Raw genomic sequence first — 12605 nt, 5'->3', positions numbered from 1 at the left:
CCTTACGCCTTAAAAAAAGGCTCGTGTACATATGGAAATAGCCCCGCAATAGTGCGGGGCTTCCGTTATTTAAAGGGCTCATTAAAACCATCTTACTACTCCCAAGGCAGACTTTTAAACGAAGGGAGATCCACTGCCCAGTTCACATCCCGAAAGTCCCGATGGACTACCGTTCTTTTCAAGGTGAATTTCGTTCCGTTCTCTTTGTAAAAACCGTGGATCATCAGTTTAAAATCATCCACAATATATTCTTCATTTTGATCAGGCTTATCCACAATTCCGATCACTTCAACAGGGTACTCCGTTCCATGACGATCAACAGCTACCCACTTATCGCCGCTGATCTCATTTCGAAATCTTCCACTTCCCTCTAGAACAAGCGAGGATTTCTCCTCCAAACCACCCTTTGACGCGTTATACACTGGCTCATAATTGTAATCAAATAAGAGAACCTCATCGCCAAACTGTTCAAATCGGGCGAAAGTGTAGAATCGGTTAGGTTCCGTACGTCTCTTGTCCAAATCCACTTCTATCCCCTTCTCTGCCTTTACTGGTATCGTATATCCATCCAGCACAAAGCGGATGTTCTTCGCGTTCACCGTCACTAAAGCAGGATCCCACGTTTCAGACAATTTCATTTGCCCACCATTCTGGCTTAACTGGCTCGTATCCCTTAATCTGAATTTGGCATAACGTGCAATAGCTCTGCTTCCATTGAATATTCGGTACTCATTCGTTTCGGGAATTTCGATGTGATACAGGATGTCCATATGTTTCTCCCAGTCTTCACCTACTTTGTCACGCAACTGATCGTCTAGACTTACATTCATATCAAGCCGGGTTCCATTTGGCGTTCGTACAAGCTGCGTCATATCCAATTTCAAACCTTCTGGCGTCGTATATGTGTTATTCATAGGAGCTTCAACAGCCAGTGATTTGGCTTTGGTCATATCGATGTTAAACTGGAAGCTCCAATCCACCGTCTCTTTATCTTCGTATGATTTTGTTTCGAAGTTGTATTGGCCCCCTACATTCAAATGCCCCAGTTCCCCACGTACAACTACCTCATCAGGGATATCATCGTGCAGCTGAAAAATAAACTTATCAAGAGAGCCGCCGCTTGATCTGGTATCCCTCGCAAGGGTCGCGACCTCCCGTCCTTCTTCGTCAGTAACATGAATCCTTCCCATTTCGGGATTAACCGAATATATCGTACTCCCATCAGGTGCATTTTGCTGTACAGTAAGTACAATCTGCGAACGGTCCACTAGTACATCTTCAATCTTAAGCGTGTAACCCTGATCCTCGATATGAATATTGGGATTAACCACAAGACCGAGCGGCTTGAGACGTTTGTAATCATCAGCCAGATAGGAGTACTTCAGTTCCTCTGGTACAGGAATATTGGGAAGTGGAGGATTATTCACTGCGTTGACCGCAGGTTGTTCAGGCCCTATTTTATAATCCCTAGCAAACCAGGCTCCCCCTGCAAGAATTACAACAGCCGCTGCTGTAACCCCCATACGGCGCATCCAATGGGTTTTGGAAGACTTTTTCACGAAAAAATTCACTTCTGCTTCACGTTCCATGGAGACACCATCCAGTTTCTTCATCACCTGAAGCGTAAAATCTGGTTCAGGCTCCTCGCGGAACAAATGCTGCTCCCATAACCGGTCCTCATCATTTGGAATAGGCTTCATATGTGGCTAACCCTCCTTTGCGCTCCATCTGTTTCTTGAGCATCTTTTTCCCGCGGTACATGGCGTTTCGAACCTGCGCTGCACTCATGCCGGTAATATCTGAAATTTCTTCATAGCTCAGCTCATTGGTATATTTCAACAGCAGGACAAGCCGGTATGATTCCGGCAGTTGTTCCATCTGGCGGTAAATTTCCCGCTGCATCTCCTTATGCAGCACATGCCTTTCCGGCGTTTCTTCACTGGCTGGCTCCATGCCAGGTTCATCTGCCGTCATGACCGGTTTCTTTTGCCGTATAAAATCCCTCATCCGATTCACAGCGATGGTATATACCCAGGAAGAGAAACTGCTTCCTTCCCTCCGGGACGGGAGATAACGATAGATCCGGATAAACGTGTCCTGTGCAAGATCCTGCGCATCCGGATGACTCGCGCCCATTCCGCGTAAAATGCCGTAGACTTTATTTTTATATCGATCCACGAGCACGGAAAAAAGCTGTTTATCCCCCGCAATAATACGCTCGATGAGCTCCTCCTCCTGCATATGTTGAGTCATGTAATCCCCCTTCTCTACAGCTTCCATGCATGGTTCTGTACTATATAGACGGAAGTACTTTCCAAAACTTCTCACTTTATCCCAAAAAAAGAATTCGCTCCGATCCGGTTAAAGCCGGTTGGGCGAATCCTCATCAAGCTTTGGCACAGTAAGTAATCTTGTTCGGTCTCTCTCCCGCCTATAACCCTCATCGTTTCTGTGAAACAAAGTCACTAAGCTGTGAGTAGATCGCAACGATCTCATCCATCGACATGCGTACCAGTCCGCTGGAGGACGGTGCAACGAATTCCTGAATGTCCGGTACGACCGGATCGTCCTGGAAGCCCCATTCCACTTTGGCACGCTTGCTGTACTGGGTGTACACTCCCTTCCCGACAAAACAGGCAACCTCCGGTCGGAATTGTTCCAGCTTTTGCCGCAAAATCTGGCGTCCTTCCGCATATTCTTCACGTGTAATATCTTCCACACCTCTAGTGGGCCGGGCTACAATGTTGGTAAATCCATACCCTAGCTTAAGCAGCTCACCGTCTTCTTCCGGATGATATAAACGAGGAGTCAAACCGGAACGTTCAAGAATGCGCCAGAAACGGTTGCCTTTATAGGCATAATGATGACCGGTTTCGCCTGATGTAATGCTGGGGTTAAATCCGATAAACAGAATCGATAACCCAACATCCAGATGATCTGGAATCATATTCACATGACCTCCCTGGTGTATAAAATGATATAATGGTTGAAGTGTTTTCGAAATCGGACTGAAATTTTCATGAAAAAGGAAGCTGAACTGATGATAGCAGACATCATGCTTGAAGTCGTCCTGCCCGTCTTTCTCCTCATCGGAGTCGGGTCCTGGATGCAAAAGGTGTTCAAGCTCGACTTGTACACCCTCGCCAAAATCAATTTCTATTGTATTACCCCCGCAGCCGTCTTTATGAGCATGTATCATTCTGATATGTCGGGTGAACTGCTCGGGACTGTTACTCTCTTCTATGCCATATATGTAGTTATTCTGTACATCGTAGGGTCCGTGTTAGCACGTACACTTCGGCTGAACAAAGGCATGAAGGCCGCCTTCAACAACAGTGTTATGCTGGACAATGCAGGCAACTATGGTCTGCCGATTAATGCGCTCGTATTTCGCGGAGACCCGCTGGCTTCTTCCATACAGGCTTTGGTCATGTCCTTGCAGTCCCTGCTGACTTTTACGTATGGAGTACTATCCATCCAGGGTGCGAAGCTAAAAGGTAACTACCGTGCGGTGATTATCGGTTTTCTCAAAATGCCGGTTCCCTATGCGCTTTTACTGGGGATTCTGTTCCACATGTGGAAGGTGCCGCTGCCTACGTTCCTCTCCATGCCGCTGACATATGCGCAGCAAAGTATGGTTGCCGTGGCACTGCTGACACTCGGAGCACAGATTGTAAAATATCCTATTCGGCTGTATCGTCTTGATGTGTATATTAGCACATTTCTGCGTCTCCTGATTGGCCCGGCTATCGGAATCTCGATTGTATTGCTACTGGGTCTGGAGGGGATTGCTGCACAGGCACTGATTATTGCATCCGGTATGCCTACCGGTGTAAATGCGTCCATTCTGGCCGAGGAATATGACAACGAACCTGACTTTGCCGCTCAGACGGTGCTCATCTCGACACTCTTGAACATCATTACCATTACGGCACTCATTTCTTTTGCCAAAACATTTTGATACACAAAAAAAGTCCATGCGCTCCGTAAATCGGATGAGCTTGGACTTTTTTCGTGTCACAACATATGCCATCTGTGCGAGTAACTCTTACTGCACAGCCCGAGGAAAATTAGGATTCAAACGTTGTCCGTTCCGGAAACTTGCCGCCTTCCCTGAATAAACATCGAACCAGCCGCTGTGCTGCCCGATTGAAGAAAAAGCTCGGGTTTACCCCTTCGACCTGAACGGGCTCCAATTCCTTCACGCTTTCCTTGATTTTGTTCATTTCAATCAGTCCCATCTTCCGCTCATTGGGTCCGAATCGATAAATAACCTTTTCATCGTCCTCCGTCTGTTTCACCAGCAGAATCATTGACGCCATGTAGGTTACCCCCTATCGTTACGTTATGAGATTCCAATGACTACTTGCTATATATAACATTATTACCCAGATGACATGCGAAGGATATAGGGCTTAGGTTAGTTATATTGAAATTAAGACTCCTAATTCAAATGATCTTAAATGCAAAATTTTTACAAATAAAAAGAAAGACAGGCCTAGATCTCATCCAAACCTGCCTTATTTCTAGCTAATACAATATGCATTCCCCGCTTTTTCGAACTCTATTACAATCGAGGATCGACCTTTTCGGACTCCAGAGAGAGTGTCGCAAGCACACATTCATGAACCCGCTCCACAGGCTCCCTGCGTACAAAACGCTCAATCCCCTCCATCCCAAGTGCGCTTTCCATCAGGGCATGACGTTCTTTTTTGGACGTTTTGCGTTTACTGAGCCGGGACAATTTGTCGGGTTCCAGGTAATCCATCCCATAGATGATGTGCAAATATGCACGACCTCGTACTTTAATCTCAGGCTGGATCATTTTGTTCCCATTCCAGGCGCGGAACGTTTCCGGTTTGATTACTATGCCTTCATGTCCTTCTGCCTACACTTCATCCGCCCATACCTCTTCGAGTGCGAAGCGGAAAATGCGATCCAGTTCTTCATATTGAATTACCTGTTCATTCGTCATGGCCGCAGCCATGTGTTCGTAATGCTCAATTTTCTCTGCCAAATAGGATTGAATGGCTGGCAGCTGCGGCTCCAGATCCAGCTCCTCGCCGGCTCTTTTTCGTCTTAAAAGCTCTTGAATTTCTGCATAGAGCAGGGTATCGGCAGGTATAATCTCCTCAAGCAACTGATCGAACTCCATTGGCGGCATTGCATCATATCGTTCGATCCAGCCGCACGCGAGCAGTGGACGCAGCACATAGAAGTACTTTTTGATTCTCACCTGCTCGCCTTGTAAATAATCCCGAAAGTTCCCTTTGGCCATGTTCAGATAATGGTACATACACGACTTGGGCGAGAACGTGAGCGGAGACCATGAACGAATGTGTTCTGCCACACTGTACCTTTCGTCATAGTGAATGGGCGATTGCAGCCACTCCAGCAGCGGTGGATTCGATTTGCGAAACAGCTTGAGCGCCTTTTTCAGATCCCAACCATTAATATCGAGCTGATCACTGATCGGCCGTTCAATGACATCCCGTTTATCTTCAATCGACAAGTACCATTCCAGCGGTCTCACATACAGGAAACGCACATCATAATCACTATCCTGTGAAGGAAATCCCCAGGTTCGACTGCCTGACTCGCAGGCATAGATAATGCGCACCCGTTCCTCCTGTTCAATCTGTGCAAGCTGCTGCCGAATCGTCTCTCTCATTTCTTCATGAACGTGGGTCATGTCTGCCTGCCTCCTTCATCTGTTCTGTTGTTTTCCAAACATCTCTTCATACCCTCATTATGCCTAACCCATCTATACAAGAACATGGCGAAAGTATGGCGACCTTTATAAGTTTAAAATGAAACCAGCCACTCTTCCTGTTACAATGAAGGGATACGAGAAGTGAGAAGCATAGCATTATTCTATTTGCCTGACTCCAGGCCACCAGGGAGTGATGATTCATGGCCAAAGAAAGCTTTGACAAAGAAATTCAGTTTCTCCGCATGCTGTCTCTGACAAACGGTGCATACAATCGCAAACAGTATGCCGAACGACTTGGCATCTCCGTACATACCTTCGATAAAACCACACGCAGGTTAAAAGAAATCATGCAAACTGTTGTGGACCCGCGCAGCGGATCCGAGCCAAGTAAAGAGATGACGGACCTCGTCCGTTTTCAGTATGGTGAAACTGCAGAACCCATGCTGCTGTTCCTCTATCGTGCCAAATCGATGAAAGAGACGGAGGTTCAGCGACTTTCCGTCATTTTACATACGCTGCAAGGCAGCGCACTGACCGCCATGGAACTGCTGGATGCCTGCTGTGCCGATCTGCCCGAGGAACTGGCACTGCCTGACGAAAAAACGATCCGCACCGATCTGAAGTATCTGGAGGAAGTCGGCGTGATCCGGAAGGAATCAGGTGGCAGGCCTTATCGATATATGCTGCAGCAGGACGTCCTCACCAAACTAACGGCCCAGGAGCAGCTGGAGTTATATGATTTTGTAGACATCATGGCCAATACCCAAGTCCCGTCAGTACAGGGATATTTGTTAAGAGACAGTCTCAAGAAGGCAATTGCCACTAGCTATCCCGAGCAGGAAGTCACTGAACCTTTTATATACAAGTACCATTATTATTCCCGCATTCTGGACGAAGCGCACTTGTACACGCTGCTTAGTGCCATTCGCCAGTGCAAGCGGGTCCAGTTTGTCTATTTTCCACCCAAAAAGCCATCCAGCTACAGCTCGCAGAATACAAATCCGCGATTTGAACGGGAAGCCGGCGGACACGCCAATCGGATTCTTCCGCTCGAAGTGGTTTATGATCACCAGTATGGCCGTTGGTATGTCATTGGATATCAAGGGCGCCGCGGGTTTGTGAAGTTTCGGATGGAAGGCATTACGCAGATGGAGGAACTGGATGCGGTCGACGCAGCGTATATGCTTGAACTCAAACAGCAATGGGCTGAGGCCAGCCGGTACAGCTGGCTGGTGGATACGGCGAACACGGTAACGGTTCAAGTCCGTTTTTTTCATCCCGAGAGCGGTCAGCGCAACTTCATTCTGGATCGGGTGCGTCTGCAAGGCCAGTGGGGCACGATTACACCCGAAACGGATCACACCTTTCTGTATGAAATCCGGGTGAATGGTACAACGGAGATTAAGCCGTGGCTTCGGAGCTTCGGCTCAAGCTGCGAGGTCATCGCACCTCATAGGCTGCGTCAGGAGATGATCAAGGAATGGAAGGAGATTGCGCAATATTATGAATCTGTTCGAGAAGATGTTCAACTATCAGATCATGACGAGATTGAATGAGACTGGACTCTTCACCTGGACTTCGCAGGAACGGTCCTGGCTCCGAATGATGCTGAATCACACGGCTGCCCAGGAAGCATTGACCCCTTCCACGTACAGCAAACTGCAAGATATGCTGGATATGGAGCAGGATCTGAACCTGCAGGAGTACTTGACCGAAAAAGCGAAGAGTGAAGAAAACAGCGTCTCCCATCCCCTGCTCAAACCATTGCGAAAGATCATTATGCATCAGCAGGGCTTTCGTCTGACGGGGCGGGTCCGCAATGGGCAAATCATTCAGGATCAATTCGGGTTCCCTTATAAGCTTGAATATTCCATGGTCAAAAAAGAATGGTACGTGCTCTGGTACGCTCCCCGCTTCGGCAAGCTGATGTCAACCAAGCTGCGCAACATGATCACTGCGGAGCCACAGCACATCGAACCGGAAAGTCTGTCGCAATACATCGCACTGATTCCTATTTTGACCGAGAAACGAAAGACAACGGTCACGATTGAAGTGCTGCCTGAATTCAACCAGGAACTGTCGCGAATTCTATATGCCTTCTCCTGCTTCGAGAAACAGGTTGAGTACGTGGAAGCACAGCGTTCTTACCGGATTGAGCTGACGATTCCCCGGAGTGAAATGGATTATGTGCTGTCCAAAATGCGTTTTCTGGGCAAACGGGTTCGAATTGTAGAGAATGCGGCGCTTCGAAAGCGCATGTCCGAGACCGCTGCCAAGGTGCTTGCCCGCTATGCAGATCCGGAGCCAGAAGTGAGGTCTGAACCGGCTCACGTGATGCGAATAACCCCATAACAACACCAACCCGAACCATCTGGTTCGGGTTGGTTAATATGATCTATGTGGCGGCTGAATTCCGTCTTTTGTTAATCGCATGCACACCCATAACGACGGCTATCAATTCATAGGATTCCAGCTGATCAGACTCATTATTTAGTACAAAAGCTCCCGAACTGAACCAGCCGCTTGTACGTCTAAAGCTTGCCACCGTTCTGCCGCCCATCCCGGTAATGTCATATTCCTGAGAAAATGCCGGGGCGGTTACCTCATACACACCTCGTGGTCCCGCATCATATTCATACCTTTTGCTGAAAAAGCTCATTCTGGCTCGTAAGACACCCATTTGTCCTCCATCCGCTGAGGTTATTTCCCAGCGATTGCTTAACATGCGGAATTGACCGCTGCAGGTCAGCCCCGCTGGATCGAACACATCGATCGATGTGCCAAATGCACTTTTCAAATCCAAATGTCCTGCCTGCTCCTGATCCTGAGTCATGATTTCGGTGTAGCCTGCGTTGAAAAAGTTGTCCCTGAAATACAGCTCCATGACATCCTCCCCTTTTACTCAAATTAAACCTGCTCCGGCATAAAGCACACATTATATCTCTATTTACGTATGCGAACTGGAAAAGGCTTCATAACGTGGAGAATTCCCAGCTTCCAGACCATAAAAAAACGAGCGATCGTGATCGCCCGTTTCAGCTGTGCTGCCTGGAGTATAACCAATCCTCTGATCCATCTGACAGATGTGCTAACTTAAGAATGAATTGGTGGTCTAAACCTCTACCTTTTTGCTGTTCAGATAAACCGCCGCCGCAATAAACAGAGCCATGAGCACAGCTTCGAACACAATATGCGCATACACGGCACCAGACCATTCGAACATGCTGGAGGTAAACGAAATTTCGGTATCGCTCTCGGTAACCTGGAAAACGTCCATCGGATCAATCCGTCCGGAGAAAATGAGATTATCCAGCCAGCTTACCAGGGTGCTCAGGATGAAAAATGAAACAATGCCAATCCAAGGTCCGCCTTTGAAGCGGAAGCTTCCACCAATGGAGATCGACAAAAAGATGGTAACGGCCATGAACATCGCAGTCCACCAGGCAAACAGGACACCCGTTGCTACATCCGAAATTCCAATGTTGATAATCTCGATATAACTTGCGACCTGTGAACCCGGGTATGCGGCATTATAGATGGTGAAATGGAGTACCCCCACAGCGAACAATGCCAATCCGCAGATCGTTCCAAACAAAAGTGGAGAGATCACATGGGATAATTCCGACACGGGTACAAGCCGCCGATTGTAGGCTCGGATGTTGGACCAGTAGGTTTTAATCATTTTCACAAACAGGGCCACGCCTATGCCGATGTAGGCTACTATAGCCAGAATGCCTGACTCCACTTCAGGAAGGAATGATACCAGAACGATCTGAATGACAATCAGGATCGCCAGCCCAGCCAGCAGGCTGCTTATATTTCTTCTAAAATCATACTTCAACAATGTCATCATTCCGCATAAACCTCCTTGAACATTTCATCCACACTTTTACCGTATTTCAGGCGAAGCGTCTCTACCTCTTCCTGCATCACTTTCTCGCCCTCACGAATGAAAATGACTTCATCGAAAATCCGCTCAATATCCGTCACAAGATGGGTGGAAATAATGAGGCTGCTGTCTTCGTCGTAAAATTTCACGATGGCATCCAGAATCTTGCCGCGGGCAACCGGATCGACACCTCCAATAGGTTCATCCAGTAAGTACAGACGAGCCTTGCGGGAAAGAGCTAGTGTTAGTTGAAGTCTTTCGTTCATGCCTTTGGATAAATGCCGTACCTTGTCACCCTCTGCAAGCTTCATGAAATCAAGCATTTCCCTGGCCTTCACTTCATCAAAATCAGCATAGAAATCGCGGTAGTATGCGATGGCATCACGAACCTTCATCCATTTCTCGGTCAATGGGCGATCCGGCATAAAAGAAACGAGTGACTTGGTCTCAAGTCCAACCGGTTTACCCGTAATCTGAATGGTTCCACTCGTAGGATGCAGCAAACCCGCAACCAGCTTCATGAGGGTGCTCTTGCCGCTGCCGTTACTTCCGAGCAGTCCCACAATTCTGCCCGGAGCGATGGCAAGTGTAACATCGCTTAGAGCCTTCTTGCCGCCATACATTTTGCTAACGTGATTCAATTCAAGGATGTTACTCATGCCCCGCCCCTCCCTGTTCATTGCCCTGCTGTGAATGCTGCCCTTGCGCTACGGCCTCCGCTACAATCGTAACGATATCCTGCTCCTCAATGCCCAGTTCCTGCATGCCTGTCAAAAAACGCTCCAGCAGCTCTCCTGCCATTTCTTTTTTGATCGTCATAATTTTCGACTCCTCACTTGTCACATATCTTCCCAGACCCCGTTTCGTTTCCACTACTTCTTCCCGCTCCAACTCCTGAAATGTCCGTTGTACCGTATTGGGATTAATCTGTAATTCAGCCGCCAGTTCACGAACCGAAGGAATCTTATCTCCAGCCTTCAGTGTGCCTGTTACAATCTGCTTCTTGATGTACTGCATAATCTGCAGATAAATAGGTAAGTTGTTATCAAATTCCATAGTCACAAAGCACTCGCTCCTTCCTGTATCTGTGTGTTAGTTATATAGTACACTAGTGTTCTGGTAATGTAAAGCCCATTCCTTTCTAACTTTATGCAATCATTTCTCATGAATGTCCAAACACTCTGAGCAAAATAAAAAAAGAGCAGATCATGAGATCTGCTCTTTCTTGGCATCAGCTATCTGTGAGTTAGCCTAGTGTAATACACCGAATCTATACGATGTCCAAAGGAACTTTGCCTTCAGGTGCAGGAAATGCACCATTCAACCGTTCCACTTCTTCGTGTGTCAAAACAATGTCCATGGCCGCGGCATTCTCTGCCACATGAGATAACTGTACGGCCTTGGGAATTGCCAACACATCACCATCACGGATGACCCAGGATAATGCAATCTGTGATGTACTGACTCCCCGCTGTCCGGCAATATCACGAATGACCGGATGCTCCAGCAGCTCGGTCCGCAGCCTTCCTCCCTGAGCGAGCGGACAATACGCCATCACAGGGACATGTCGTTCCCGCAACCAGGGCAGCAGATCGTTTTCAATGCCGCGTGATGCCGCATGATACAATACCTGATTCACGGCGCAATGCTGTCCAGCCGGAATATCCCATAATTCCTGCATATCCTCCGTGTCCAGATTGGATACGCCCCAGCGCACAATTTTCCCCGCTTCTCTCAACTGCTCCAAAGCCTGAACTGTCTCCTCAAGCGGCACACGTCCCCGCCAATGCAGCAAATACAGATCCAGCCGATCCGTACCGAGACGTTTAAGACTGTTCTCACAAGCGGTAACCATCTGCTTGCGATCTGCATGATGCGGATAGACCTTGGAAACCAGAAAAACATCATCCCGGCAGTCCGCTATCGCTTCTCCGGTAACTTCCTCCGCTCCGCCTTCAGCATACATCTCTGCGGTATCAATCACCGTCATTCCGCGTTCAATGCCGTTACGCAATGCTTTTACTTCTTCTGCTCGGACGGAACGGTTTATTCCCATGTACCAGGTACCCTGCCCAATGGCAGGCAGTGCAGTACCATCAGGCAGCAGAACGGTGCGCTTCTTCTGTCCATGTGTCATTTGCATACCTCCTATTTGAGACTAGTTCGATTTTAAGACTTGCCCAGCGGGTTACGCGTACGCGCTTCCTCACTCGCCCGCTTCCATCTTCCAACCATCATGATATATAGCTGTTCCAGCGGTAAAGACAGACTGCTCTGAGCAATGCTCACCGTAGCATCCACCATCTGTGTGTTCACGGTCATGAGCTTGCGTTTTACGCCAGTCTGACGATCCAGAAAGGCCTTCTCGTCCCTAAGTTTAACTCCGATCATAGACTGCCCCATCAGCTCATACATGAAAATATTCTCTACATCTTTCCAGGGGATGAATCCTCCTGATGTATACGATGAGGAGTCCACGAATCCTTGGTCATCGACGACAAAGGAAGGTTCCTTCTTAATGATCTTCACCAGGCTGTAGCAGAGGCAGAGTCCAAAAAACAGGACAGAAACAAGACCAACCACCGAAGAAATTACAGAATCTCCTGAATCAGAAGAGTCGCTAAACATCAAAAAAAATCCGGCTGCCACAAAAAGTGCCGCCCCCATCGCAAGCCATCCCATTCGTTTTCGGCTAGGATATTCCACATGCTGCTGTTCATAGGATGTCGACAATTTCGTACTCCTCCTTCATTTCAACAGAAATATGTATGATCTATATCTATATATGAATTCTTTCTTTACTAGATAGACAGATAGACAGACAGAAATAACATAACTTATTAACCAAAACACCAACATATCAAACAGCATGATCAGGCCAATATCCAGCTCTTTCATAACAATTCAACCATTAGGATTCGCCGTATATTCAGCAATTCCTTCTACGCTGGCACATGTTGAGTAGAGTAATCGCCAGACGTGTAGAAGCATGTTGTCCTCATT

14 protein-coding genes and 1 pseudogene are annotated in these 12605 nt (G+C 47.7%); 3 read left to right on the top strand and 12 right to left on the bottom strand.

Features of this window, described 5'->3' with window-relative positions; all coding sequences use genetic code 11:
* Window positions 1–95: 95 nt before the first annotated feature.
* From HP552_RS24860 to HP552_RS24850, 3 genes are all read right to left on the bottom strand, one after another.
* A complete protein-coding gene (locus tag HP552_RS24860) occupies window positions 96–1700 on the bottom strand; it encodes a DUF4179 domain-containing protein (RefSeq protein WP_175398075.1) in 1605 nt (534 codons plus the stop codon).
* The gene (locus HP552_RS24855) at window positions 1681–2253 is read right to left on the bottom strand and encodes an RNA polymerase sigma factor (protein ID WP_175398074.1); all 573 of its coding nucleotides are present in this window, start codon (window positions 2251–2253) and stop codon (window positions 1681–1683) included. The genes HP552_RS24860 and HP552_RS24855 overlap by 20 nt, the downstream gene beginning before the upstream one ends.
* 187 nt (window positions 2254–2440) lie before the next feature.
* The gene (locus tag HP552_RS24850) at window positions 2441–2947 is read right to left on the bottom strand and encodes a mismatch-specific DNA-glycosylase (RefSeq protein WP_175398073.1); all 507 of its coding nucleotides are present in this window, start codon (window positions 2945–2947) and stop codon (window positions 2441–2443) included.
* A gap of 93 nt (window positions 2948–3040) precedes the next feature.
* Between HP552_RS24850 and HP552_RS24845 the strand changes: the two genes are divergently transcribed.
* Window positions 3041–3961, top strand: coding sequence for an AEC family transporter (locus HP552_RS24845; protein WP_175398072.1), 921 nt, complete (start codon window positions 3041–3043; stop codon window positions 3959–3961).
* 109 nt (window positions 3962–4070) lie between these two features.
* On the opposite strand, the gene HP552_RS24840 is transcribed toward HP552_RS24845, so the two are convergent.
* The 3 genes and pseudogenes from HP552_RS24840 to HP552_RS24830 all read right to left on the bottom strand — a co-directional run bounded on the left by HP552_RS24840 (window position 4071) and on the right by HP552_RS24830 (window position 5692).
* Entirely contained in the window at window positions 4071–4322 is a 252-nt protein-coding gene (locus tag HP552_RS24840) for an RNA-binding protein (protein ID WP_095288864.1), read from the bottom strand.
* Between the two features lie 245 nt (window positions 4323–4567).
* Window positions 4568–4885 (bottom strand): annotated as a pseudogene (locus tag HP552_RS35835) (polynucleotide kinase-phosphatase); the annotation flags it as partial.
* 3 nt (window positions 4886–4888) lie between these two features.
* Window positions 4889–5692: a nucleotidyltransferase domain-containing protein gene (locus HP552_RS24830; protein WP_175398071.1), complete on the bottom strand. Its 804-nt coding sequence runs from the start codon at window positions 5690–5692 to the stop codon at window positions 4889–4891.
* Window positions 5693–5913: 221 nt separating this feature from the next.
* Between HP552_RS24830 and HP552_RS24825 the strand changes: the two genes are divergently transcribed.
* Together HP552_RS24825 and HP552_RS24820 are read left to right on the top strand one after the other, a co-directional pair.
* Entirely contained in the window at window positions 5914–7269 is a 1356-nt protein-coding gene (locus HP552_RS24825) for a helix-turn-helix transcriptional regulator (protein ID WP_175398070.1), read from the top strand.
* The gene (locus HP552_RS24820; RefSeq protein WP_175398069.1) at window positions 7217–8065 is read left to right on the top strand and encodes a WYL domain-containing protein; all 849 of its coding nucleotides are present in this window, start codon (window positions 7217–7219) and stop codon (window positions 8063–8065) included. Before HP552_RS24825 ends, HP552_RS24820 begins: the two co-directional genes overlap by 53 nt.
* A 43-nt stretch (window positions 8066–8108) precedes the next feature.
* Here the strand turns inward: HP552_RS24820 and HP552_RS24815 are convergent, their stop codons facing one another.
* From HP552_RS24815 to HP552_RS24790, 6 genes are all read right to left on the bottom strand, one after another.
* A complete protein-coding gene (locus tag HP552_RS24815; RefSeq protein ID WP_175398068.1) occupies window positions 8109–8597 on the bottom strand; it encodes an LURP-one-related/scramblase family protein in 489 nt (162 codons plus the stop codon).
* Between the two features lie 228 nt (window positions 8598–8825).
* Window positions 8826–9566, bottom strand: a complete 741-nt coding sequence (locus tag HP552_RS24810) for a hypothetical protein (RefSeq protein ID WP_175398067.1) — start codon at window positions 9564–9566, stop codon at window positions 8826–8828.
* On the bottom strand, window positions 9563–10261 hold the full coding sequence (locus HP552_RS24805; RefSeq protein WP_175398066.1) for an ABC transporter ATP-binding protein: 699 nt from the start codon (window positions 10259–10261) through the stop codon (window positions 9563–9565). Before HP552_RS24805 ends, HP552_RS24810 begins: the two co-directional genes overlap by 4 nt.
* A complete protein-coding gene (locus HP552_RS24800) occupies window positions 10254–10664 on the bottom strand; it encodes a GntR family transcriptional regulator (protein WP_175398065.1) in 411 nt (136 codons plus the stop codon). The genes HP552_RS24805 and HP552_RS24800 overlap by 8 nt, the downstream gene beginning before the upstream one ends.
* A gap of 208 nt (window positions 10665–10872) precedes the next feature.
* Window positions 10873–11739 (bottom strand): aldo/keto reductase, encoded by an 867-nt coding sequence (locus HP552_RS24795; RefSeq protein WP_175398064.1) that lies wholly within the window; start codon window positions 11737–11739, stop codon window positions 10873–10875.
* A 32-nt stretch (window positions 11740–11771) separates the two neighbouring features.
* Window positions 11772–12335, bottom strand: coding sequence for an STM3941 family protein (locus HP552_RS24790; protein WP_175398063.1), 564 nt, complete (start codon window positions 12333–12335; stop codon window positions 11772–11774).
* Between the last annotated feature and the right edge of the window lie 270 nt (window positions 12336–12605).

The sequence above is a fragment of the Paenibacillus xylanilyticus genome (assembly GCF_013359935.1).
Lineage (GTDB): Bacteria > Bacillota > Bacilli > Paenibacillales > Paenibacillaceae > Paenibacillus > Paenibacillus xylanilyticus.
This window is presented reverse-complemented; position numbering and strand designations above follow the sequence as displayed.

What these genes read in the sequence shown, in the direction of transcription:
- HP552_RS24845 (WP_175398072.1), top strand. Translation starts at nt 3,041, where the DNA reads ATGATAGCAGACATCATGCTTGAAGTCGTCCTGCCCGTCTTTCTCCTC.
- HP552_RS24815 (WP_175398068.1), bottom strand. Translation starts at nt 8,597, where the DNA reads ATGGAGCTGTATTTCAGGGACAACTTTTTCAACGCAGGCTACACCGAA.
- HP552_RS24810 (WP_175398067.1), bottom strand. Translation starts at nt 9,566, where the DNA reads ATGATGACATTGTTGAAGTATGATTTTAGAAGAAATATAAGCAGCCTG.
- HP552_RS24860 (WP_175398075.1), bottom strand. Translation starts at nt 1,700, where the DNA reads ATGAAGCCTATTCCAAATGATGAGGACCGGTTATGGGAGCAGCATTTG.
- HP552_RS24805 (WP_175398066.1), bottom strand. Translation starts at nt 10,261, where the DNA reads ATGAGTAACATCCTTGAATTGAATCACGTTAGCAAAATGTATGGCGGC.
- HP552_RS24825 (WP_175398070.1), top strand. Translation starts at nt 5,914, where the DNA reads ATGGCCAAAGAAAGCTTTGACAAAGAAATTCAGTTTCTCCGCATGCTG.
- HP552_RS24855 (WP_175398074.1), bottom strand. Translation starts at nt 2,253, where the DNA reads ATGACTCAACATATGCAGGAGGAGGAGCTCATCGAGCGTATTATTGCG.
- HP552_RS24795 (WP_175398064.1), bottom strand. Translation starts at nt 11,739, where the DNA reads ATGACACATGGACAGAAGAAGCGCACCGTTCTGCTGCCTGATGGTACT.
- HP552_RS24830 (WP_175398071.1), bottom strand. Translation starts at nt 5,692, where the DNA reads ATGACCCACGTTCATGAAGAAATGAGAGAGACGATTCGGCAGCAGCTT.
- HP552_RS24840 (WP_095288864.1), bottom strand. Translation starts at nt 4,322, where the DNA reads ATGGCGTCAATGATTCTGCTGGTGAAACAGACGGAGGACGATGAAAAG.
- HP552_RS24850 (WP_175398073.1), bottom strand. Translation starts at nt 2,947, where the DNA reads ATGATTCCAGATCATCTGGATGTTGGGTTATCGATTCTGTTTATCGGA.
- HP552_RS24820 (WP_175398069.1), top strand. Translation starts at nt 7,217, where the DNA reads ATGAATCTGTTCGAGAAGATGTTCAACTATCAGATCATGACGAGATTG.